Consider the following 23,786-nt stretch of genomic DNA (forward strand, 5'->3'; position numbering starts at 1 on the left):
TCCTCCCTCTATATAAATATTTGCTCTAAATCTAATTCTAAATTAGGCAGTGTCTCAACAGAAATCATATCGCTTTTTGTAAAGACTCCTTTAAATGTATATTGCCCGTCAGTTAGCTGATGGATTTCTACAGATTCATTCACCGGATCAACAATCCAGTATTCTTTCACTCCCGCTTCCTCGTAAAGGCGATATTTTATCCAACGGTCTAGTTTAACTGATGCAGGTGAAAGGATTTCGACAATCATATCTGGAGATCCATTACATCCTTTGTCATCCAATTTTTTAGAATCACATATAATAGATAAATCAGGTTGAACCACATTGTTTATCTCATTATCCTTCTTATCTTGCCCAAACAACCGTACATCAAAGGGAGCAAAAAATACTTCACACTCCTTTCCCTTCAAGAAAACAGAAAAAGCAGCAGACAGCTCCCGCAATACTTGCTGGTGTTTACGTGAAGGGCCAGGCGAGATATTAAAAATGGCGCCATCAATTAATTGAATGTTTTCCTCCCAGGTCAGATAATCCGCATACGAATATGTCTCCTTTTTATTTGGAATAGACATGAAATCATTCCCGTCAACGCGTATTTTACAGTTATCATAGCATAGTCAGAACGATTACTCATCTAACATGGATACGCTTCTTAAAAATAAATATATCCGTTTCGATAGTATTTCCTATATTTATTTTATCATTTCTTGATACATTATCATCATAAAAAGACTGAAACATATCTTTCCTGATTAATCCAGATTCAGAAAAAGCGTTCCAGCCTCCACATCTATTTATTTTTATGCAAATATTTATTTAACGCTGCTTCCTGTCTTTTAAAGTATAGATACCAGCAGAACCAGTTGACGACATACAGAAGGATAAAAATCAAACTGCCCCATAAAATAACCCAGCCGTTGAGAGGAATCCAGCCGACTAAACCAGCAATAATCAGCCAGAAACTATACGTAAGGACTAAATGGATAATTGATTTTTTAATCAGATGGTTCCCGCTTTCTCCAAAAATAAGCGAAGATACTCCAAAATAGATTCCCATTAACATGCTTGCTCCCATATGCATCCATATTTCAGAAACTGTTGACTCCACGGCATTGAGTTTCATAATGGTGAGGACAATAAACGTTAATATCGCTCCGAAAGCGATACCCAGCGTCGAACGCTTTACTATTTCAAGTATCATATTACTGCCCTCCCTGCATCAGTTTATCTTTAATGGCACTGACATATTTTCGCGTAATATGTTCCTTGTTGCCGGATTGAAAATAAACACATAAATTCCCATTAAAGGATGCTTCAAATTTTTCAATACGATGAATATTCCCGATAACCGACTTGGAAAAACGCATAAAACCATGGGGGATCAGGAACTCCTCCACTTCATACAGCTTCATTCGCACTTCAAAACGCCACTCTTTGGACACCGCATAGATTTTTCGTTTTTCCGCATGGATAAAATCAATCTCCTTTGGCTCCAGCAGGACCGTCTGTTCTTCATCAACCCCAAATAAACGCTGCTGTTTTTTCCTTTTGATCACATTCACAATATCCTCCAGTTCCTGCGTCCATTCCTTGGCCTGGATAGTGATTTGCGTTTCTTCATGGTTATCATCGATATCAATGTTTATTTTCATTCCGACCCCTCCACATAGCTACTATCTTCGGCTAGTTCACAGCTCGTTTCAGAAAATATGGGTATCGGATTATGGCAATCATAAATGCCGCTAAACCAATCGCAAATAATACGCCTAGCGTTTGGAATAACTCGGAAGTTTGCGTGGTTCCTGCCATCGCATCCTGAAAAGACTGGTTTGCCCAGTATTGAGGTAAGAATTGAGCGATTGTCTGCATAAAATCCGGAAGCATCTCAATCGGCATCCATAATCCGCTCAACATTGCTCCGCCTAATGCAATGATTTGAGTAATTGCAATTCCCATATTTTCCGTATTAACGGTAAGCGCCATCGCCAACCCGATTGCTGTGGCTGTAAATGTTATAAACAACGACACAATCAGCAGAATCAACGGCTCACCAAATGAAATATCGTAAACGACTCCTCCAAATAAAAATAACACAATTATCTGAAAGAAAACAATAAACATGAAGGGCAGCCACTTGCCAAATAGATAGAAATAACTTTTGAGAGGTGTGCTAGCCAATCTTGCTGTCATCCCTTTATCCCTGTCTTTAATAAATACCTGTACCATCGAAATCATAATAAAAAAGACGAACATCACAATATATGCCGGAACAATAGACTGAATAACTTCCTGTCTAGCCGTATCATCCACACCTGCTGTAAAGATAGCAATAAATACAACCGTAAATAAAATCGGCAGAAGAAATATCCAAAACACAAGCCCTTTATCCTGTACATGCTTTTTTAATTCCACTATCATAACAGCGTTCATCCTAAACACCTCCAGCTTTACTTTTAATCTCTCAAATTACTTCCAGTCAGTCTAAAAAATACATCCTCTAACCGCGGACGGACAAGTTCTAACCGCTCTACATCTATATTATTTTCTCTACAATAAGAAATCAGATTTTCCATTGCTGACAGAGCTTCTTCTGTATAGATTAAAAATGCATCCTTCTCCTGCGAAACTTCACCATACGATTCCAGCTGTTCCTCTGAAATACAGTCTGCTTTAATATAAATGGAAGGAACTGCATATTGTTGGAGTAATTCACCAACCGCACCATTTTCAATCAATTTCCCTCGATCGAGAAAAGCAACATCATCACAGAGTCTTTCCACTTCCTCCATGTAATGACTCGCATAGATAACAGTCTTTCCAGCAATTTTCAGTTCTTCAATCATTTGAAAAATATATTGTCGTGATTGTGGATCTATGCCAACCGTCGGCTCATCCATAATGATAAGCTCCGGATTATGCATCAGTGCACATCCAATATTCAGTCTCCGCTTCATCCCTCCTGAAAAAGTAGCTACTTTATCCTTGCTCCTTTCGCTAAGACCAATTTGTGTTAACACTTCTCTTGTCCGCTGGGCCAATTTGTTTCCTTTTAACCCATATATTCTGCCAAATAAATATAAGTTGCCAGACGCTGTGATATGCTCCTCCAAAACAATATCCTGTGGAACATATCCAAATTTCTGTTTTGTTTTGTCTGAGATGCGTTGTTTATTCCATTCGATTTTTCCTTGGTAATCGCGAATAATAGATGTAATCATTTTAATTAATGTGGATTTTCCTGCGCCATTTGGGCCGACAAGCCCATAACAGGTTCCCTCAGGGATAGTCATGGAAACATTTTTTAGTGCTTCCGTTTTATCATAACGCTTTGTTACGTTTTGAACCGTCAGCATACTCACCATCTCCTTTCACTTCTATTATGGCAAAGGAATGAAGGTTTGCGGGAAGGAAGGAGATAACATGTAAGGTTGAATGTATGACATGCTGAAATAATTGTATAAAAAAAGAAAGTTACTGTTAGCTGTTTTTTCGGTGCAAGCCTTTATTTATTCACCATTTTTCATGGCTTTCAACGTAATTGCCGTAACGAAATATGTTAAACAGATAATCGCTATGGACACTACAATAGCTGTTGGAAAAGTCATTATTTCCCCTCCTTTCTCTTATATTATGACAAAAGAACAAAGCGTTGGGGAATGGAGGAGAATAGTATGCAGAAATATATGTATGACCTGCTAAGAATACGGATTGACATCTATACAGATTGGAAGAATTGTTCTAGTTAATGGTAGGTTTCATGGTACGATACTTTCCCATATAACCCCCCTTCATATAACTCTATACAAAAGGGGGAATGGCAAATTTTTAAAACAAAATGTAAAGACCAAAGCTCACGCAGGCCTGGTTTCTGTTCTTAGATGCATTTCATGCGTATTTTATTGTGTATACTTACCTTAAATTGTTCCTATTAACTGATGTGAAGAGAATCTAAACCTTTTTTGCTAAAACCAATTATTAACATGGCTTAGCCCATATCAAATATAAGGAACCCGCCAAGTAACGTTCTTCTCTAATCAGATTTACATCAGACTTTTCTATAATAGCAGATATATTTCTATTTTGATGACAGCCTACAGCCTTTAAAGCCAATGGATCTACCATTTTTTGCATTCCTGCCAGGAGTTTATTTTCGCTAATGCCATGTTCCAGCATCAGTATTTTCCCATCCGGCTTACACCACTTTTGAAACTTATTCAGGACCCCCACTGGTTCTTGGTAGGCACAAAAACTAGTAGACGATATGATTGTATCAAAGCTGTTTTCATTTAAATCAAGTCTTTCAACATCATTTTGGATAAGTGTCGTTTGAAAAGGATAATCTTTTGCCGCATACGCTGCTCTTTTCAACATTTCGGAGCTAAAATCCACTCCTGTCAGTTCGATATCTCTACGATAAAAAGGAAAGTTAAGACCTGAACCAATAGCAACTTCCAGAACGTTCCCCGCTGTTTCTTGAAAAATTCGCTTGCGAAATCGATACAATGGATCATTTTTGCGCCGTTTATCATATTTTTCAGCTTGCTTATCAAATTTTTTAATTAATGATTTTTGATTCATATTATTTTATCCCTCAATTTCCTATTTATTTGAATGTTTTTTACTTCATGAAACCTTGGATACCTCCCATGAAATATTATTATTTTAATATTTCGTCTTTTTCACCAAAAAATATCTATTTACTTCATATTCTATAGGGAAACGCACTTGTTTTCTATATAAAAAAATAAAAAAGACGTTAGCGAATTTCCATCCCTGTCTCCTTTTCTAAGGAGACAGGGATTTCTTTCACCAACGTCAAATATTATACAACCAATTATAATACAATCAAAAAAAGAACTCATTTAGAGTTCAGAACTTTGCCCAGGTCTTAGAAGGCAGTTGCATTATTGTTCTAATTCAAGAACGTAATGATAATCGTTACATTAACATACAAATGTATGAGATTTGCACCATAAATATATGTATAAGTAATGGGCCTGAGTGGACTCGAACCACCGACCTCACGCTTATCAGGCGTGCGCTCTAACCAGCTGAGCTACAGGCCCATTTTGATAATGGAGCGGGTGAAGGGAATCGAACCCTCATCATCAGCTTGGAAGGCTGAGGTTTTACCACTAAACTACACCCGCATATTTAAGATGGTGGAGGGAGTAGGACTCGAACCTACGAACCCGATGGGAGCGGATTTACAGTCCGCCGCGTTTGGCCAACTTCGCTATCCCTCCGCTTTTTTGAAAAGATGGTGGCTCGGGACGGAATCGAACCGCCGACACAAGGATTTTCAGTCCTCTGCTCTACCGACTGAGCTACCAAGCCATAAGCAGTTTTAAATTTTTAATGGCGGTCCGGACGGGACTCGAACCCGCGACCTCCTGCGTGACAGGCAGGCATTCTAACCAGCTGAACTACCGGACCAGTTTGGTTGCGGGGGCAGGATTTGAACCTGCGACCTCTGGGTTATGAGCCCAACGAGCTGCCAGACTGCTCCACCCCGCGATATAAATATATAAATCTTATATGGTGGAGGATGCAGGGCTCGAACCTGCGACCCCCTGCTTGTAAGGCAGGTGCTCTCCCAGCTGAGCTAATCCTCCAAAGTACAAATGCGTCAATAAAAATAAAATGGTGACCCGTACGGGATTCGAACCCGTGTTACCGCCGTGAAAGGGCGGTGTCTTAACCACTTGACCAACGGGCCAGTTAATTTTTTCCAAATATTAGACAAATAAATAATTTCACAGGCAGATTTTAAAAGTTGAGCTTAAATCTACGAGCAATCGGGGATTAACCGATGTTCTACCGTGAAGGTACTGTGAAATAATCGATTGCCTGGCAACGTCCTACTCTCGCAGGGGGAAGCCCCCAACTACCATCGGCGCTGAAGAACTTAACTTCTGTGTTCGGCATGAGAACAGGTGTGACCTCTTCGCTATCGCTACCAGACTATTTTTAGCTTGTTTAGGATTTGCACCCTGAAAACTAAATAAGAGTAACGTGACAAACAAAAACTTAGATAAGTCCTCAATCGATTAGTATCCGTCAGCTGCACGTGTCACCACGCTTCCACCTCGGACCTATCAACCTCATCGTCTTTGAGGGATTTTACTCACTTGAAGTGATGGGAAGTTTCATCTTGAGGGGGGCTTCATGCTTAGATGCTTTCAGCACTTATCCTTACCACACGTAGCTACCCAGCTATGCTCCTGGCGGAACAACTGGTACACCAGCGGTGTGTCCATCCCGGTCCTCTCGTACTAAGGACAGCTCCTCTCAAACTTCCGACGCCCACGACGGATAGGGACCGAACTGTCTCACGACGTTCTGAACCCAGCTCGCGTACCGCTTTAATGGGCGAACAGCCCAACCCTTGGGACCGACTACAGCCCCAGGATGCGATGAGCCGACATCGAGGTGCCAAACCTCCCCGTCGATGTGAACTCTTGGGGGAGATAAGCCTGTTATCCCCGGGGTAGCTTTTATCCGTTGAGCGATGGCCCTTCCATGCGGAACCACCGGATCACTAAGCCCGACTTTCGTCCCTGCTCGACTTGTAGGTCTCGCAGTCAAGCTCCCTTCTGCCTTTACACTCTTCGAATGATTTCCAACCATTCTGAGGGAACCTTTGGGCGCCTCCGTTACCTTTTAGGAGGCGACCGCCCCAGTCAAACTGCCCGCCTGACACTGTCTCCGAACCGGATCACGGTCCTGGGTTAGAATGGTCATACAGTTAGGGTGGTATCCCACGGATGCCTCCACGTAAGCTAGCGCTCACGTTTCAAAGGCTCCCACCTATCCTGTACAAACTGCACAAACATTCCATATCAGGCTACAGTAAAGCTCCACGGGGTCTTTCCGTCCTGTCGCGGGTAATGCGCATCTTCACGCATAGTATAATTTCACCGGGTCTCTCGTTGAGACAGTGCCCAAGTCGTTGCACCTTTCGTGCGGGTCGGAACTTACCCGACAAGGAATTTCGCTACCTTAGGACCGTTATAGTTACGGCCGCCGTTTACTGGGGCTTCGATTCAGAGCTTCGCCCGAAAGCTAACTCTTCCTCTTAACCTTCCAGCACCGGGCAGGTGTCAGCCCCTATACTTCGCCTTTCGGCTTCGCAGAGACCTGTGTTTTTGCTAAACAGTCGCTTGGGCCTATTCACTGCGGCTCAGACTCAGCCTGAGCACCCCTTCTCCCGAAGTTACGGGGTCATTTTGCCGAGTTCCTTAACGAGAGTTCTCCCGCTCACCTTAGGATTCTCTCCTCGCCTACCTGTGTCGGTTTGCGGTACGGGCACCTATGATCTAACTAGAGGCTTTTCTTGGCAGTGTGAAATCCGGAACTTCGGTACTTCATTTCCCTCCCCGTCACAGCTCAGAAATATGTCAGACGGATTTGCCTATCTGACTTCCTCGCATGCTTGGACGCACATCCATCGGTGCGCACTCCTTATCCTCCTGCGTCCCCCCATTGCTCAAACAATCATGAGGTGGTACAGGAATATCAACCTGTTATCCATCGCCTACGCCTGTCGGCCTCGGCTTAGGTCCCGACTAACCCTGAGAGGACGAGCCTTCCTCAGGAAACCTTAGGCTTTCGGTGAAAGAGATTCTCACTCTTTTTTCGCTACTCATACCGGCATTCTCACTTCAAAGCGCTCCACCAGTCCTCACGGTCTGACTTCTCTGCCCTTTGAACGCTCTCCTACCATTGTTCGTAAGAACAATCCGCAGCTTCGGTGATACGTTTAGCCCCGGTACATTTTCGGCGCAGCGTCACTCGACCAGTGAGCTATTACGCACTCTTTCAATGATGGCTGCTTCTAAGCCAACATCCTGGTTGTCTGTGCAACGCCACATCCTTTTCCACTTAACGTATACTTAGGGACCTTAGCTGGCGGTCTGGGCTGTTTCCCTTTCGACTATGAACCTTATCACCCATAGTCTGACTCCCAAGCGGAAGTAACTGGCATTCGGAGTTTGACTGAATTCGGTAACCCGGTAGGGGCCCCTAGTCCAATCAGTGCTCTACCTCCAGTACTCTATTGCTTGAGGCTAGCCCTAAAGCTATTTCGGAGAGAACCAGCTATCTCTGTGTTCGATTGGAATTTCACCGCTACCCACACCTCATCCCCGCATTTTTCAACATACGTGGGTTCGGGCCTCCAGTCAGTGTTACCTGACCTTCACCCTGGACATGGGTAGATCACACAGTTTCGGGTCTACGACCGTATACTCACTCGCCCTATTCAGACTCGCTTTCGCTGCGGCTCCGTGTCTTCCACTTAACCTTGCATACGATCGTAACTCGCCGGTCCATTCTACAAAAGGTACGCCGTCACCCATAAACGGGCTTCGACTACTTGTAGGCACACGGTTTCAGGTTCTATTTCACTCCCCTCCCGGGGTGCTTTTCACCTTTCCCTCACGGTACTGGTTCACTATCGGTCACTAGGGAGTATTTAGCCTTGGGAGATGGTCCTCCCGGATTCCGACGGAATTCCACGTGTTCCGCCGTACTCAGGATACACTCCGGAGGAAACGCTTTTTCGATTACAGGGCTGTTACCTTCTTTGGCTGACCTTTCCAGGTCGATTCATCTAAAGCATTTCTTTGTAACTCCAATGGAATGTCCTACAACCCCAAGAAGCAAGCTCCTTGGTTTGGGCTCTTTCCGTTTCGCTCGCCGCTACTCAGGAAATCGATGTTTCTTTCTATTCCTCCAGGTACTGAGATGTTTCAGTTCCCCGGGTATGCCTCACCTACCCTATGTATTCAGATAGATGTCCTGTTCCATTACGAACAGTGGGTTCCCCCATTCGGAAATCCTCGGATAATAACATTTACTTACAACTCCCCGAGGCATATCGGTGTTAGTCCCGTCCTTCATCGGCTCCTAGTGCCAAGGCATCCACCGTGCGCCCTTATTCACTTAACTAAAGTTTTTGAATAAGATGGCTGATTACTGAAAGTAATCATTTGTGTTGCTATATCCATAGCTTTTTGCCTTATTTCTAAAGTTTGATGTCGTTGTTACTCTTATTTAGTTTTCAAGGTACAAACGAGAGAATTGCTCTCTCAAAACTGAACCAAACAACCAAGTACGAGGGCCCACACGATGTGGGTCATGTCGATGTTGCCACAGGATGTGGCGAACTTAATCGACGTTCCTTTTTAATCCTTAGAAAGGAGGTGATCCAGCCGCACCTTCCGATACGGCTACCTTGTTACGACTTCACCCCAATCATTCGTCCCACCTTCGGCGGCTGGCTCCTAAAAAGGTTACCCCACCGACTTCGGGTGTTACGAACTCTCGTGGTGTGACGGGCGGTGTGTACAAGACCCGGGAACGTATTCACCGCGGCATGCTGATCCGCGATTACTAGCGATTCCGGCTTCATGCAGGCGAGTTGCAGCCTGCAATCCGAACTGAGAACGGTTTTCTGGGATTTGCTAAAACGTCACCGCTTCGCTTCCCTTTGTTCCGTCCATTGTAGCACGTGTGTAGCCCAGGTCATAAGGGGCATGATGATTTGACGTCATCCCCACCTTCCTCCGGTTTGTCACCGGCAGTCACCTTAGAGTGCCCAACTAAATGCTGGCAACTAAGATTAAGGGTTGCGCTCGTTGCGGGACTTAACCCAACATCTCACGACACGAGCTGACGACAACCATGCACCACCTGTCACTTTGTCCCCGAAGGGAAAACTCTATCTCTAGAGCGGTCAAAGGATGTCAAGACCTGGTAAGGTTCTTCGCGTTGCTTCGAATTAAACCACATGCTCCACCGCTTGTGCGGGTCCCCGTCAATTCTTTTGAGTTTCAGCCTTGCGGCCGTACTCCCCAGGCGGAGTGCTTAATGCGTTAACTTCAGCACTAAGGGGCGGAAACCCCCTAACACCTAGCACTCATCGTTTACGGCGTGGACTACCAGGGTATCTAATCCTGTTCGCTCCCCACGCTTTCGCTCCTCAGCGTCAGTTACAGACCAGAGAGTCGCCTTCGCCACTGGTGTTCCTCCACATCTCTACGCATTTCACCGCTACACGTGGAATTCCACTCTCCTCTTCTGCACTCAAGTCCTCCAGTTTCCAATGCACGTTTGCAGTTGAGCTGCAAGATTTCACATCAGACTTAAAAAACCGCCTGCGAGCGCTTTACGCCCAATAATTCCGGACAACGCTTGCCACCTACGTATTACCGCGGCTGCTGGCACGTAGTTAGCCGTGGCTTTCTGGTCGGGTACCGTCAAGGTACGATCAGTTACTATCGTACTTGTTCTTCCCCGACAACAGAGTTTTACGATCCGAAAACCTTCATCACTCACGCGGCGTTGCTCCGTCAGACTTTCGTCCATTGCGGAAGATTCCCTACTGCTGCCTCCCGTAGGAGTCTGGGCCGTGTCTCAGTCCCAGTGTGGCCGATCACCCTCTCAGGTCGGCTACGCATCGTCGCCTTGGTAAGCCATTACCTTACCAACTAGCTAATGCGCCGCAGGCCCATCTGTAAGTGACAGCAAAAGCCGTCTTTTAACTCCTCATCAGGTGATGGGAAGTGTTATCCGGTATTAGCTCGCGTTTCCGCGAGTTATCCCAGTCTTACAGGCAGGTTGCCTACGTGTTACTCACCCGTCCGCCGCTCGTTCCACGAACTTCCCTCCGAAGAGTTCCGTTCGCTTCCCGCGCTCGACTTGCATGTATTAGGCACGCCGCCAGCGTTCGTCCTGAGCCAAGATCAAACTCTCCATAAAAGTGTTTGAAACGTTAGCTTTCAGAAGTCAACTTCTGACTTATTTTTTAAGAAAAACGAGGTTGTCTTTCTTCTTTTCGTACTGGTTGTTTTGTTCAGTTTTCAAAGAGCAATTTGTATAACGTCGCCTCAAAACAGCGACTTTATTAATATATCATAATTGCGTATCGCCGTCAACAACTTTTTTTAATTTATTTTGTCGTTAACTTGTCGAACCGTTTATATGATGCGCATTGCGTTATGCAACGTTATTTAATTTATCACGGTTCAAAAGCATTGTCAATAACTTTACAATATATTTTTTTGCTTTTTTTACGCTCTCAAATTGCAATAGTAAATGCAATACTTTATATGAAATCACTATATGGGGCTAGAATGACACTCAGCCAGTTTTATTTGTTCCCTAATTCGGTACATTATTTTTCCCTACAGCAATACCATAAAGACCAGAGTCGGCTTTTCAACAGCATATTCTACTATACTCATTTTCAACTAACTCCTCCACTATTTGATTGCTGATGATACACTTCCAAAATGCATCATCAATATTTTTGTTCCACCTTATTATTTTTAATAATCTCACTCAACTGATATATCCCCTTTTCAATTTCATCCAGTGAAGCAAATCCATAGGATAAACGTATAAATTGCCCTTCTTTTTCCTTGTAGATGCTTCCCGGGTTGATAAGAATACCTTTTGATAATGCTTTTTCAAATAGTTTTTTCACTTTAAAAGCTGGCTTTATTTTCACCCATATAAAGAAACTGCCTTTTGGAACATTCCAAGTAGCAAAAGCATCTAAGTATTTTTCCAATGCATCTAACGCTCTTTGCCGACGAACTTTCAGCTGTTTCCTGACATTTTCCATATGATGTTCATACATGCCGCTGGATAACCATTTTTCTGCTGCAAGCTGCGATAATGTACTTGACCCGTAATCTAATTGCATCTTCAAGTCTGCCAATCGATCAATCACTGACTCCGGGCCAACCAGCCAGCCAATGCGTAAACCGGGACTTAATGTTTTGGATAAACTCCCAATATATAAAACATTACCATGACGATCTTGTGCTTTTAACGGTTCTGGAGGTGAATTATCCAGCCATAAATCACGATACACATCATCTTCAATAATAGGGATCTGCTCTCTGATGCAGTATTCCATTAATTCCTCTCTCCTTTCCTCCTCCATTAAGATGCCGGTTGGATTATGAAAGGTTGGGATGATATATAAAATGTTTCTGCCTATTTCCTTCCTTTGAAAAATGGAATCAACCTTGACCCCTTTATTATCCATTGGTAATCCATCCAAATCCATCCCAGCTGATTGAAAAACAGATAACGAGTAGAGGTAGGAAGGTTTTTCCAAGAAGACCGTTGATTTTTCCTTCAAAAGGCCGATAGAAATAAGGTATAAAGCTTGAAGTGCACCAGAAACAATTAAAATGGATGATGGGGACACATGGATACCTCTTTCTTTCAGATAATGACTAATGGTCTGACGCAGCTTTTTATTCCCTTTTGGTTCTTCATACCCGAATGGAGTCAATTGATTCGAGACCTTTTGGATGATATCCTGCATCTCCTTTAAAGGGAATAACGCTGGCGATAATTCTCCTTTGCTTAATTGAATGAAACGATTATCTGATTCTGCATCATTGATTTCTTGTACGGTTGAGACACTTGGCTTATGAATACCTTGTGTGACATTTCCATTCCAGTTGGTTGAAAAATGGTTTCCCATTAATGTCCATGTATTATTGGTAACAACAGTCCCTTTCCCTGCTATGCCTTCTATCAATCCATCTGCCATTAACTCCTCTAATGCTATGATAATTGTACTTCGATTCACTCCAAACATTTTCGCCAAATGACGCTGACTCGGAATTTGACTTCCAATCGCCCACTCTCCCTTAGAAATTTTCTCTTTTATAAAATCAATAATGATTTGATATTTTGGCTTTTTCATAGGTACTCCTTTTCCAATCATGTTTAAACTGGTTGGATTTTTTCTTTTTCATCTGTTGCATACATTTTATCACAGCCATATTAACATAAGAAGCATCGCTATCAACTGGTTGTATTTAAGAATAAATGAGGTGTACGTATGTTAAAATCATTCCATGTTAAAATCATTGCTGCCCATTTGGTAACCATTATTTTATGGGCATCCGCATTCCCCGGAATCAGGGCTGCTCTAACTGCTTACTCACCAGGGCATATATCCCTTTTGCGATTATTAGTGGGATCATTAGTACTCATTCTTGTAGCATGTATAAAAAGAATTCGCTTGCCGGAAATCAAAGATGTACCGATTATTTTATTATTAGGTTTTTTGGGATTCTCCGTCTATCAAACAGCACTTAATTTGGGAGAACAAACGGTTAGTGCCGGGATTGCCAGTTTATTGGTTTCCACAACCCCTATCTTCGCAGCTTTATTCGCTTTACTATTTTTTCGTGAAAAATTTGGTTTATGGGGATGGATTGGCTCCTTCATCAGTTTTTGTGGTGTCGCATTTATCGCATTAGGCGACTCAGCCGGTAACTTTTCATTGAATGCTGGGGTTATTCTTATTTTAATTGCTTCCCTTTCCGAAAGTATTTACTTTGTCTTTCAACGTGCTTATTTAAAAAAATATGGATTTTTTTCATTTACGATCTATACGATTTGGGCAGGGACACTTTTTATGTTGATTTTTCTACCAGGACTTGGAGAAGCAATCATAAATGCTTCAATGAATGCAACGCTGGCGGTGGTTTATCTGGGGGTTTTTCCAACGGTGATTCCATATTTCACGCTGGCGTACATAACTTCCAAAACTGGGGCGTCAGAAGCAACGAGTTCCCTTTATTTAACTCCTGTTTTTGCTTTTCTTATCGCATGGGTTTGGCTAAACGAGGTTCCTCATTTCTTTGCAATCGCAGGAGGTGTGGTTACTTTATTTGGAGTGTTTATGTCAAACATCAAGAAAGAGGGCGAGTTATTCAGAAATCGTTAAAAACAGACAAAGAGAGAATCGGAATGAAACTCGTTTACTCGAATATCGTTCCGATTCTCTCTTTCTATTATTCGTTAGTCTTCTCTTTAAAGCAGACAAATGATACCCTATTTTGTTCCTGCATTATAGAAATCGATACACAACAATTGCTCCTTGTTGACTGGCTGTACCTCCCCTCATATCATTTCGCATCCATTATTAATTGGGAGGATTTATCTTTTTTTCAGACATCGGATAGAAGGGATACTCCCACTGATGTGTACATTCTTCTAACATATAATATCCGCGCTCCTCATTTGGGACAATACGCGAACATTGCTGTGCCGGAATTGCTCCTGTTCCATTTTCGTTGGCTATATCAATCCACTCTTGGTCCGCCGTTTCATCATGCCGTATGGTTAATGTATTTCCATTCACGGTAATTGTTTGCCCATTCTCTTTCTTTTTAGCTTTATCCATAAATTGCTCGACGTCTTCCTCCAAGTTTTCTGTCTCTTCTGTTTCAGACGGGGCTTGTGAAGGATCTAAATAAATATCCTCGGTTCCGTTCCAAGTAAAGAAACGAACAATATTTGCTGTTAACCATTCTTCGTTCCCTAAACCTAAAGCACCTTCCGCATCAGGGCCGCCAGACTGAAGTTCTCTGTCTCGAACAATCATGCTAATGGATTGGTCCTCCAGTTGTTTGCCCAGCAAACCAAATTTCGTTTTATAGAAATTATAAGAATATGTCGTTTCTCCTAAAGTAAAGTGACGATATTCGATTACGACTGACTGCTGATCATATGGTGAATCGATTTTAGTGTAACTATATTCCATTAATAAAACCATAAAGCCATGAAACAATAGGATTGGTATAAAAAGAAAAAGACCAGCAATTGTCCATACTTTAGGAAGGTTCGAACGTACAGGGAGCTTTAAACGAAAACCAATTACAGTAAGAACAATAAGGTTTATAATCATCGGAATAACATATCCAGTTGGTTTCAAAAAAAGAAAGCTATAATCTGTATAATGGACAGTGATAAGAATCAAATCCATGATTCCTAAAATAATGAGCAGCCATTTTGTTTTTGTCATAAAATTCCCCGTTCTTGTTCTTTTCCTATGGAGTAAATAGCGAATCAAGATAAACTTTATACGGTGATTACATGATTATAACCAAAATAATGCACAGTAACAAATTCTTATTCCACTGAGATTACGTAATCAGTTTAAGTCCAATTACAGAGCATAAAACCATCGCTATAAAAACCATCCGCTTCCAGTCTTTTGATTCTCCATAAAATATCATGCCAATCAGTGCACCACCAACTACGCCAATTCCTGTCCAAATAGCATAACCTGTTCCCATAGGGATGAATTGCAAGGAATAGCTGAGTAGTGCAAGACTGGAACCAAACCCTAAAATGAGTAAAATAACGGTTTGTACATTTCGCTTTACAGTAAGTTGATTAATCATGGCGACACCAAACGTCTCCAGTAATCCTGCTATAATTAATGTAAACCAAGCCATCAGGATACAGCTCCTTTCTCTTCCTTGTCAGGTGTGACTATTTTTAATCCAATGACGCCGGCTAACAGTACTGCTATTAATAGTATTTTTTCCCATTTGAATACTTCTCCAAAGAAAAAGATTCCCGCAATTACTGTGCCTGCTGTTCCTAAGCCTACAAATATGGCGTAGACTGTCCCTGCCGGCAGTACCTGTGCCGCTGTAATCATTAAATAATTACTAACGATAATACAAATAACTGTTCCGGTCCATGTCCAAAAATCATAGGAATGCGTCAATCCAATCACCCAAAAGATTTCCAAAAAAGCCGCTATAAACACTTTCAACCAGTTTTTATCCACTGTAAACACCTCCAAATATATTGTTTCCAAAAAGGGAATAAAAAACAAAAAAAGCCCAGAGAGACAACTGTACATACAGTTTCTCCCGGGCTTTTATCCCTCCGTGACACAGTAGTTCACTGTGAGTTTTCTCTCGGTCCAGACCAAAATTATATTTGCGGAACCCTAGAAAACATTTTTATTTCATTTTTTATCATTCTATACAGGTCTCAAAGAAATTCAAGCTTTCTATATAAGCATCTTATCAAAAAGAAGGAAGTGATGCAACATTTTGATAAAATCAAACTTCCTTCAGTGGGGTTTCTTTCATTCCCCACTGATCAAGGAATAAAGGCTAAGTTCGCGACAACTTGTCTTAGGCGCACAGGCGCCTTTGTAATCTACATCCTGTAGGTCAAAACGAATCGGGCCGTTACTGGCTGCCCTATCTCCCATTTAGAAATAAAATTTTCACTCATTTCTTGAAGTGGGAATCCTACAACCAGTTACACTACGATAAATATTCTCCTATTAAAAATGGTAGCAGGAACAACATCACAGCAATTAGTATACATACGATTGTAACAGACTTGGGAAGTTTCGATTTTCCTTTATGCCATCCGGAAAATTGTAACTTATTTCTATATAATACAAATAGAAGTAATAACATAGCTATTGCCCCAAGCCACGAATAAGTTTCTGTTGCTTCATTGATGGTATATATATGTCCTATCATAGCCCATCCTAATGCGCCAAGTATCCCAAAAATAACGATGATGCGAATCAATTCTAATAATATTTTCATGTTATCACCTCATCTTGTTATGACTTTCTCTGATTTTAATTGTCTACATCCTATTAAATGACATCTTACGTTAAATGAAAAGGATAATACTTCCTATTTCTAATGAAAAAGGGGAGTGAACATAAAAAAAGGCTGCACCACTATTGGGTTCAGCCTTTTTTCACGCTTAAATAACAATTAAATATATCATTTTCCTGTTCTGTTTCCATTTTGCATATCTGCCATTCAACAGCAAATACCCATATTCAACAGGAGCGCAGTATAAGTATACAAAAGTTAATCACGTACATTTTTTATTTTTCTCCGCTTAATTCTACTAATATTTTTGCTTGAGACTTATCTGCTGTAAGTGCTTCAAATCCTTGTTCCACAATATTATCCAGTTCAATTTGGTCCGTAATAATGCCTTGAGGTTTTAATTGCCCTGTGCCCATTAGATCCACTGTTTGTTGGAATGTTGTCGGTGTGTACGCAATAGATGACGTAATTTTAACACCTGTATTCGTTAACTGAATTGGATTCCACTCTATTTCTCTGGCAAAGATAGACACGATAACCATCGTTCCTCTTGGTTTGGTAGATTCAATAGATTGTTTGAATGTAGGCGCTACTCCAGCGACTTCAAATGAAACGTCGACGCCGTCAGGAACAATTTCTTTAATTGCTTCTACCGGATCTTTCTCTCCAGAATTAATCACATGGGTTGCTCCTAATTCTTTTGCTTTTTCTAGTCTCGTTTGTGATAAATCCAGTACAACGATTTTACTTGCACCAGCTGCTTTTGCTGCAATTGCTGTTAACAGGCCAATTGGACCCGCACCAAAGATAGCCACCGTATCACCAAATTGAAGACCTGCTTCTTTCACAGCCTGAACAGCGACTGCAGTAGGTTCAATTAATGCCCCATCCTGTAAAGTTAGAGACTCTGGCAATAAATACGTATTGCCCTCTGGAGCATGAGCAAATTTCGTGAATCCGCCATCTCCATGCAAACCAATAAAACTGAAACCATCATAAGCGTCTACATCTTCCGGTTTATTTCCATAAGTAAGTGTTGGGTTAACCGCTACTCTGTCACCAGGCTTAAACTTGGTAACATTTTTTCCTACTTCTTCTACAATTCCTGCAAATTCATGCCCCATTGTCAAAGGAGCTATCTCATTTGTTAACGGATCTTTTTCCTGATCAGGAACAAAAACAGGTCCTTCTTCATATTCATGAAGGTCACTGCCGCAAATACCAGCCCAAGCTACTCTCACCTTCACTTCTGAATCTTGTAACGGTTTCTCATTCACTTCTTCAATACGAATATCTTTTTTTCCATGCCATACAGCTGCTTTCACTGCTATCACTCCCAAAATACTAACTAAATTTTATTACATCTATTATTATACGCTGTAAAACTTCCTCTCTCAAAGAAACTGTTTTTAAATGAAACCTTTTCAGAAGCTTCCTATATTTAAACAAAGCGACTTGTATGGCATATCATGTCAAAATTTAAAAATCATCAAAACTTCTCCCGATAATTCGCCAAAGCCAGCAAGGGAAACAAGTATTCATAGCTATGGTAGTGAATATAAAATCCTCCCGGAAGCCCCTGGCCCTTCGGATAGGCTGTCGTCCAATCCGCTTTCTCCGACGTCTCCAGTAAATACGAAATCCCCCGCTTGATTTCTGGCGTTGCTTTTTCCTCTGCCGCAATCAGCGCATCTAATGCCCACGCAGTATGTGTACGCGTACTTTCCTTTAATGGAACATATTTTTTCTCTATATCACTCTTACAAGACTCTCCCCAGCCGCCATCCTGATTTTGAATAGCATACAACCATTGAATCGCTTGTTGAACCTGCGGGTGATTACTGCAAGTTTTCACCGCTGCTAACCCTGTAATCGCCGACCAGGTTCCGTAGATATAACAAATCCCCCATCTGCCATACCAGGAGCCATCCTTTTCTTGATTGTGGAGAAGCCACTTCACTGCCCGTTTGATAAAAGGCTGATACGTATCTGTATGCGTATCATTTCCGAAAAACTCCAATGTTCTTCCAGTTAAATCTGCCGTTGATGGGTCTAAGAGCATCGATCCGCCTCCCTCAATCGGCAGCCAGGAGAGTAATGTATTATCCACATTTTTCTCAAAGGCAGGCCAGCCCCCATCATCATTCTGCATGGATACTGCCCACTGAATTCCGCGGTCCCACGCTTGTCGATAGACAGGGGTGTTGCTGGCAAACGAACAAATAGACCTTAACGAAGCCGTTGTATCATCTAGATCAGGGTTAAACGTATTGATATTAGAAAATCCCCATCCACCTGGTGCCACATCCGGGTTATGGATGGCCCAATCGCCGTATTTCATCTGCTCTCTCCCAAGTAAATACTGATTTGCATTTTTAATCTCCGTTGAGGATGACGGTACACCAGCCTTTTGCAAAGCATGGCTGATTAAAGCCGTATTCCAGACGTTTGCCATCGTATACTGCATATGCGTTTGTTTTCCGATATTGGTTTGAAACGATTTTAACCCTTCTACAGCTTTCGTAATAATCGGGTCTTTTTTCGAATATCCCCTGGCCATCAAGGCAAATATCATCAAAAATGTCGCACTGAAATAGCTGTAAAATGTCCCGTCTGATTCCCTTCGATTCAGCATATAATCCTCTGCACGCTGTAAGGCTAATTCATGGAGCTGTTCCGGATTCCCTATCAGACTGCCAATCCCCCGTTGAAAAGGCGTTTGAAAGGAACGCCAATCGTTTAACTCCGCTTCCCAATCGCCGTCATCGCCCCGCTGTAAAAATAAGTAGGACAAGTCAGGCGATCGCTTCGTTTTCCGGCTGAATTTATAATCCGCAGTAATTAATATCGGAACCAAATTGGACCGTGCATATAACGATAAGTCAAATAGGTTAAGTGGAAAAGAAACCGGAAAAAGGATGAATTGAACCGGAACAGGAAGATAACGCGGCCATTTATACTGTCCTGTTAGAGCTAACATAACCTTTGCAAACATATTGATTTCTTTTAAGCCGCCATGCCGCTGGATAAACCTTGTTGCCAAACGAATCTCCCGGTCCTCCTTTTTTCGATGGCCGGAATAAAGGAGCGCATAACAGGCCTCTACCGTTGCTGTGAGGTTCCCTTCCCCTTCATCATGGAATATTTTCCAAGCACCATTTTTTCCTTGTTTACGAAGGATTCTGCTTACCAGCGCATCGATAAGATCCTCATCATCCATTTCCAATGTACGCAAGAGGATAATCATATAACAATCTGTGGAAATCCCCGTTTCAAAGGGATACGCCCAGGAACCATCGTGCTCTTGTTCTTTTGTAAGCCTGTCAACCAGACGATTGATTTCTACATCTACCTTTTCCTTCATCAGAAAACCTCTCTTATAAGAACCGTTTTTCCTATACATATGACACACCGTGTAAGCATATTCCTTAGAGAAGGAGGAGACTGGATGACAATTGGCTGTTTCCAAAAGAAAAAAGTGTATGAAAAGTCTGTTCTTAAGATAAAAAGAGAACTGAAGAATAAAAGGAACCAACAAACAAACGGCCTATCCGTATCCATGCTGCCTAAAAGAGAACAGGTATTCATTCAGAACATCCATCACATGACAACTAAATGGAATAAAAATAATGTCACCCGGACACAAGCCTACTTCGATTTTTACTTGCAGCATCCAGAAATCCATTGGGCTTTATTAGGGCATATGGTATCACGCAACGGCGGCTGGAACATGACCGATTTGAAAGGGGACCTCCTATCACGTTTGTTATCTGAAAAAGAACAAAAAAACTTCTATTTATTTTTAGAACGGGGTAATTGGTTAATATTCCAGGATGTTTATCCGCAATTATTGCTGTATCAGCAAAGTGTAAGAATGCATCAAAATCTTTTTCACCTTCTTCCTTTCTTGAATGTCTCTAGATTTATGGAAGTGGTGTGGAATCATTTTTGGGAGCATGGTGACCGTTATCTGTTAGCCATCGCAACCATTATTAATGAACAAAGCTATTTAGAAAAAAGAGTGGTGCATCATCCTCATTTTAAAGAAACGGTTTTAGATACATTGGGTTTTAAGCTATATGATTTTTTACGCTTTAACCATGTTATTTTCCCGCATTATCACCTTGGGAAAATAGAAAAGAAGCCCGCCTTAATTGGCGATACCCTGCACCATTTTGGCTCTCTCCATGAGCGGATTATGCTGGGGAAACGTTTATATGCCATCCTTTTTCAACAGAAATCTGTCTTAAAAGATATTCTGCTTTGGGCAAGGAAGCATCCGCATACAGGCTCCCGAGCCGATTATTGGAAGGATTTGTTTCATTCTGTGAATGAATCTGCACCGGGTACGGTCTATCGGCGAAGAACAAGGCATTGTGAACGGAGAAAAGGAGCTCCCCGAATCTATAGCCCTCCATTGAAATATGCTTGGAAAAACGTGAACCACTCCCCGGCTGAGAGAGGAGACTGGTTTGACAATGTAAGTGTGATTGATTATTTCGTAGAAGAAGAAAAAAATACAGGTGGGGAAATTCATGAAAAATACTGCAAGGCAATGGAAAAAATCGAACTTATCATCATTGCAAAAAAGGCAATCTTCCTTAGAGAGGAGTAAAGAACAGCAGGCGTATGTCATCGCAGCTCTCTTTTCTTCCGTCGTCGGGACCTACTTAGATTTATTTTTTGTCGGCATCGGGATGTATCACTTTCCCATGCGTCTTTTCCCAGAAATATTTACAGTCAATATTGCCTTTACGCTGCTGATTCTTCCTGTCTCCGTCATTTTATTTTTGTATCTGGTCAATCGGATGAGGATTCTTCCGCGGTGCATAATGATCCTTACGATTAGTACAGCGGTCATTTTTATTGAAAAAGCTGCTGAGAAACTGGGAGGCTTTATACATCACCCGGATTGGAACCATGCCTATTCTTTTTTCGGATATATGCTGTTCCTCGTTATTGTTTGGAGGGTATTTCGTTTTTTCAAATGAAATTTGGAAAAGCTGGTATTTCCTTGTCCTGCTTATCATAAAAATGATGAGGAGGTGGCGTGATGCGAAATCGAAAAATATCTATATTGCTGTTAGCAGCTACATATGTCGGAACAGTTATTGGGGCAGGCTTTTCATCAGGGAAAGAGATTGTCACATTTTTTAGTACCTATGGAGCTTTAGGGACCATTGGCATTGCATTCAGCGGAGTCTTGTTTATTTGGATTGGAACTAAAATAATGATAATATCTGCCCGAATTGGAGCCTATTCTTATCAGGATTTAAATGAATACCTCTTTGGAAGAAAGATTGCCAAAGTGATTAATCTTTTTATCTTTTTCGTCGTTATCGGCGTTACTTCCGTTATGCTTTCCGGGGCAGGCGCTGTATTTCATGAACAGCTTGGCCTTCCGTTTCAATTAGGAATTATCCTGACACTGATTCTCTCTTACATCGTTGTCATGAAAGGGTTAAATGGGTTATTTGCCATTAACTCCTACATTGTGCCATTAATGCTTCTTTTCGTCCTGTTTGTAGCAGGCTCTATCGCGGGCGAACATCCGTATCTGCTTGCAGAAAAACTCCTCCCTGTTCAGTTATCGGACAACCTTTCATGGGCGGGTTCCCCTTTTGCCTACGCAGCATTTAATCTGATGACAGCACAGGTGGTCCTTGTTCCATTAGGAAAAGAAATTCAGGATGAACATATCTTACGCTGGGGCGGATTTCTGGGTGGACTGGCTTTATTCTTTATCCTTTTATGGATTCATTTTTCATTATCCGTCTTTCCGGAAACATTTCCTTATGAAATACCAATGGCCGAGATTGTCCAACATTTCGGAGCTCTTATTCACGTCCTGTTCTTAGTTGTTATTTACGGGGAGATTTTCAATACGGTGGTCGGGAATGTGTTTGGCATTACACGCCAGCTGCAGTCTGCGTTTCATCTTCGTTATCGGCACGCTGTCTTGATAATCCTGCTTGTTATCTCTCTAATCAGCCAGGTGGGATATGGAAAATTACTGTCGGTACTGTATCCGTTGTTTGGTTATCTGGGGTTGTTCTTTCTGTTGTTTTTATTAGTTAAAAGAATGCCTGAGAAATGAAATAGGAATAAAAATAGATGTTTTTGGTTGGGAATAATAAAGTAAATAGATATTTCATTTTATTTTCAATAAGAATTCGCTTATAATTTAGATAAGGATGGTGATTGAATTGAGTTTAACAGATAAAAATTTCAACACCTATGAAGAATTTGAAGAGAAACGACAACAAGCGGATGAAATATTAGAATATATCGATGGAATTATTTACATGTCCCCATCTCCAAGCATAACACATCAAAGAATAGCTTCTTTTCTTCATGGAGAACTGCATCAAGTATTAAAAAATAGCGGCTGTGAAGTTTTTTCTGCACCAACGGATGTCCTATTTGAGCAAAACGAGAATGATCATAATAAAAATAAAAGGGTTGTTCCCGACTTATTTGTGACATGTAACCCTGAAAACTTTACTGAAAATGAATATATCGGAGCACCAGAATTTATCATTGAGATATTGAGTCCATCAAATAAATCACACGACTTAGTAAGAAAGCTAAATCTTTATATGGAATTTGGCGTAAAGGAATATTGGATTGTTGATCCGATGGAAAAACGTATCATGATGTACACGCTGGATGAAAATGGCGAGGTGCAATTTGATTTAGTTAGTGAGAATGAGAAAGTGGCTTCCAGATTATTTGAAGACTTTACCATCGAAACTGAAAATTTGTTTGAGGACTAAATATCAAAAGCAACGGATAACAGCCCATTACTATATGTTGTTTGATTTTACATCTATCCCCTTATACTATAGCTAAAACAATGCGCTTTCGAATCATTTTATGATAATCGAAAGCGCATTGTTGACTACCTTATCATAAACCCGTACACACATTATTCCCCTGTCTCCGCAAAGCGCCTGATTCTTTCTCCAATCTGGTCACGAACTCGTTGGAACACTGCCCATCTCTCCGCTTCATTTCCTTTTGCTTTTGCAGGGTCATCAAATCCCCAATGGTCACGTTTCACTTGCGGCGGTGTCATAGGACACTTATCCGCAGCATCTCCGCATAAAGTGACGACAAAGTCCGCATTATTTAAGGTTGCGGAGTCAATTATATCGGATGTTTGATCTGAAATATCCAAATCCACCTCTTGCATTGCCTTTACAGCCTTTGGATTTAAACCATGCGCTTCTATACCTGCACTCTTCACTTCCCAAGTATCTCCAAGATGTTTCTTCGCCCAGCCTTCAGCCATCTGACTTCTGCAAGAGTTTCCAGTACATAAGAAATAAATTTTTTTTGTAGACATCATCATGCTCCTTG

At 41.6% G+C, this 23,786-nt stretch carries 19 protein-coding genes, 8 tRNA genes, 3 rRNA genes and 1 riboswitch; of the genes, 5 read left to right on the forward strand and 25 right to left on the reverse strand.

Going from position 1 to position 23,786, the window contains the following annotated elements:
* Nucleotides 1-8: 8 nt before the first annotated feature.
* The 18 genes from B7E05_RS20435 to pdxR form a co-directional block, all read right to left on the reverse strand.
* Nucleotides 9-572 (reverse strand): Uma2 family endonuclease, encoded by a 564-nt coding sequence (locus B7E05_RS20435; protein WP_080875940.1) that lies wholly within the window; start codon nt 570-572, stop codon nt 9-11.
* A gap of 218 nt (nt 573-790) precedes the next feature.
* Complete coding sequence (locus B7E05_RS20440; protein ID WP_080875941.1) at nt 791-1,201, reverse strand: DUF3021 domain-containing protein; 411 nt, start codon at nt 1,199-1,201, stop codon at nt 791-793.
* Nucleotide 1,202: 1 nt separating this feature from the next.
* Nucleotides 1,203-1,652: a LytTR family DNA-binding domain-containing protein gene (locus B7E05_RS20445; RefSeq protein WP_080875942.1), complete on the reverse strand. Its 450-nt coding sequence runs from the start codon at nt 1,650-1,652 to the stop codon at nt 1,203-1,205.
* A 31-nt stretch (nt 1,653-1,683) separates the two neighbouring features.
* Nucleotides 1,684-2,430, reverse strand: a complete 747-nt coding sequence (locus tag B7E05_RS20450) for an ABC transporter permease (protein WP_080875943.1) — start codon at nt 2,428-2,430, stop codon at nt 1,684-1,686.
* A 23-nt stretch (nt 2,431-2,453) separates the two neighbouring features.
* Nucleotides 2,454-3,353, reverse strand: coding sequence for an ABC transporter ATP-binding protein (locus tag B7E05_RS20455; RefSeq protein WP_080875944.1), 900 nt, complete (start codon nt 3,351-3,353; stop codon nt 2,454-2,456).
* A 622-nt stretch (nt 3,354-3,975) separates the two neighbouring features.
* Nucleotides 3,976-4,578, reverse strand: coding sequence for a class I SAM-dependent methyltransferase (locus tag B7E05_RS20460; RefSeq protein ID WP_080875945.1), 603 nt, complete (start codon nt 4,576-4,578; stop codon nt 3,976-3,978).
* 414 nt (nt 4,579-4,992) lie between these two features.
* Nucleotides 4,993-5,066, reverse strand: a tRNA-Ile gene (locus B7E05_RS20465).
* A 10-nt stretch (nt 5,067-5,076) separates the two neighbouring features.
* Nucleotides 5,077-5,150 (reverse strand) — tRNA-Gly (locus tag B7E05_RS20470).
* A 10-nt stretch (nt 5,151-5,160) separates the two neighbouring features.
* Nucleotides 5,161-5,246: transfer RNA gene (locus B7E05_RS20475), tRNA-Tyr, on the reverse strand.
* A 15-nt stretch (nt 5,247-5,261) separates the two neighbouring features.
* Nucleotides 5,262-5,337 (reverse strand) — tRNA-Phe (locus B7E05_RS20480).
* Nucleotides 5,338-5,359: 22 nt separating this feature from the next.
* Nucleotides 5,360-5,436 (reverse strand) — tRNA-Asp (locus B7E05_RS20485).
* Between the two features lie 4 nt (nt 5,437-5,440).
* Nucleotides 5,441-5,517, reverse strand: a tRNA-Met gene (locus B7E05_RS20490).
* 22 nt (nt 5,518-5,539) lie between these two features.
* Nucleotides 5,540-5,615: transfer RNA gene (locus B7E05_RS20495), tRNA-Val, on the reverse strand.
* A gap of 29 nt (nt 5,616-5,644) precedes the next feature.
* Nucleotides 5,645-5,719: transfer RNA gene (locus B7E05_RS20500), tRNA-Glu, on the reverse strand.
* Between the two features lie 129 nt (nt 5,720-5,848).
* Nucleotides 5,849-5,964, reverse strand: a 5S ribosomal RNA gene (rrf, locus tag B7E05_RS20505).
* Nucleotides 5,965-6,030: 66 nt separating this feature from the next.
* A 23S ribosomal RNA gene (locus B7E05_RS20510) occupies nt 6,031-8,952 on the reverse strand.
* A gap of 247 nt (nt 8,953-9,199) precedes the next feature.
* A 16S ribosomal RNA gene (locus B7E05_RS20515) occupies nt 9,200-10,764 on the reverse strand.
* The 16S, 23S and 5S rRNA genes sit together here with 8 tRNA genes alongside, the layout of an rRNA operon.
* A 541-nt stretch (nt 10,765-11,305) precedes the next feature.
* Nucleotides 11,306-12,733, reverse strand: a complete 1,428-nt coding sequence (gene pdxR / locus B7E05_RS20520) for a MocR-like pyridoxine biosynthesis transcription factor PdxR (protein WP_080875946.1) — start codon at nt 12,731-12,733, stop codon at nt 11,306-11,308.
* A gap of 138 nt (nt 12,734-12,871) precedes the next feature.
* On the opposite strand from pdxR, the gene B7E05_RS20525 reads away from it, so the two are divergent.
* Nucleotides 12,872-13,765: a DMT family transporter gene (locus tag B7E05_RS20525; RefSeq protein ID WP_080875947.1), complete on the forward strand. Its 894-nt coding sequence runs from the start codon at nt 12,872-12,874 to the stop codon at nt 13,763-13,765.
* A 198-nt stretch (nt 13,766-13,963) separates the two neighbouring features.
* Here the strand turns inward: B7E05_RS20525 and B7E05_RS22275 are convergent, their stop codons facing one another.
* From B7E05_RS22275 to shc, 6 genes are all read right to left on the reverse strand, one after another.
* Nucleotides 13,964-14,845 (reverse strand): hypothetical protein, encoded by an 882-nt coding sequence (locus tag B7E05_RS22275; protein WP_179134602.1) that lies wholly within the window; start codon nt 14,843-14,845, stop codon nt 13,964-13,966.
* A gap of 121 nt (nt 14,846-14,966) precedes the next feature.
* Nucleotides 14,967-15,281, reverse strand: coding sequence for a DMT family transporter (locus B7E05_RS20535; protein WP_080875948.1), 315 nt, complete (start codon nt 15,279-15,281; stop codon nt 14,967-14,969).
* Complete coding sequence (locus B7E05_RS20540; protein WP_080875949.1) at nt 15,281-15,622, reverse strand: DMT family transporter; 342 nt, start codon at nt 15,620-15,622, stop codon at nt 15,281-15,283. The genes B7E05_RS20535 and B7E05_RS20540 overlap by 1 nt, the downstream gene beginning before the upstream one ends.
* Nucleotides 15,623-15,702: 80 nt before the next feature.
* Nucleotides 15,703-15,802: riboswitch (guanidine-I (ykkC/yxkD leader) on the reverse strand.
* Between the two features lie 310 nt (nt 15,803-16,112).
* A complete protein-coding gene (locus B7E05_RS20545) occupies nt 16,113-16,406 on the reverse strand; it encodes a hypothetical protein (RefSeq protein ID WP_080875950.1) in 294 nt (97 codons plus the stop codon).
* A 293-nt stretch (nt 16,407-16,699) separates the two neighbouring features.
* A complete protein-coding gene (locus B7E05_RS20550; RefSeq protein ID WP_080875951.1) occupies nt 16,700-17,749 on the reverse strand; it encodes a 2,3-butanediol dehydrogenase in 1,050 nt (349 codons plus the stop codon).
* 164 nt (nt 17,750-17,913) lie between these two features.
* Nucleotides 17,914-19,788 (reverse strand): squalene--hopene cyclase, encoded by a 1,875-nt coding sequence (gene shc / locus B7E05_RS20555; RefSeq protein WP_080875952.1) that lies wholly within the window; start codon nt 19,786-19,788, stop codon nt 17,914-17,916.
* Between the two features lie 84 nt (nt 19,789-19,872).
* Between shc and B7E05_RS20560 the strand changes: the two genes are divergently transcribed.
* From B7E05_RS20560 to B7E05_RS20575, 4 genes are all read left to right on the forward strand, one after another.
* On the forward strand, nt 19,873-21,039 hold the full coding sequence (locus tag B7E05_RS20560; protein WP_080875953.1) for a DUF2515 domain-containing protein: 1,167 nt from the start codon (nt 19,873-19,875) through the stop codon (nt 21,037-21,039).
* On the forward strand, nt 20,960-21,415 hold the full coding sequence (locus B7E05_RS22725; RefSeq protein WP_080875954.1) for a CBO0543 family protein: 456 nt from the start codon (nt 20,960-20,962) through the stop codon (nt 21,413-21,415). Before B7E05_RS20560 ends, B7E05_RS22725 begins: the two co-directional genes overlap by 80 nt.
* Before the next feature lie 62 nt (nt 21,416-21,477).
* Nucleotides 21,478-22,521 carry a YkvI family membrane protein gene (locus B7E05_RS20570; protein ID WP_080875955.1) on the forward strand — a complete coding sequence of 348 codons (1,044 nt, stop codon included), beginning with the start codon at nt 21,478-21,480 and terminating at the stop codon, nt 22,519-22,521.
* Nucleotides 22,522-22,630: 109 nt separating this feature from the next.
* On the forward strand, nt 22,631-23,200 hold the full coding sequence (locus B7E05_RS20575; RefSeq protein WP_080875956.1) for a Uma2 family endonuclease: 570 nt from the start codon (nt 22,631-22,633) through the stop codon (nt 23,198-23,200).
* Nucleotides 23,201-23,352: 152 nt separating this feature from the next.
* Here the strand turns inward: B7E05_RS20575 and arsC are convergent, their stop codons facing one another.
* Nucleotides 23,353-23,772: an arsenate reductase (thioredoxin) gene (arsC, locus tag B7E05_RS20580; RefSeq protein ID WP_080875957.1), complete on the reverse strand. Its 420-nt coding sequence runs from the start codon at nt 23,770-23,772 to the stop codon at nt 23,353-23,355.
* Between the last annotated feature and the right edge of the window lie 14 nt (nt 23,773-23,786).

This window comes from Oceanobacillus timonensis (assembly GCF_900166635.1).
GTDB lineage: Bacteria > Bacillota > Bacilli > Bacillales > Amphibacillaceae > Oceanobacillus > Oceanobacillus timonensis.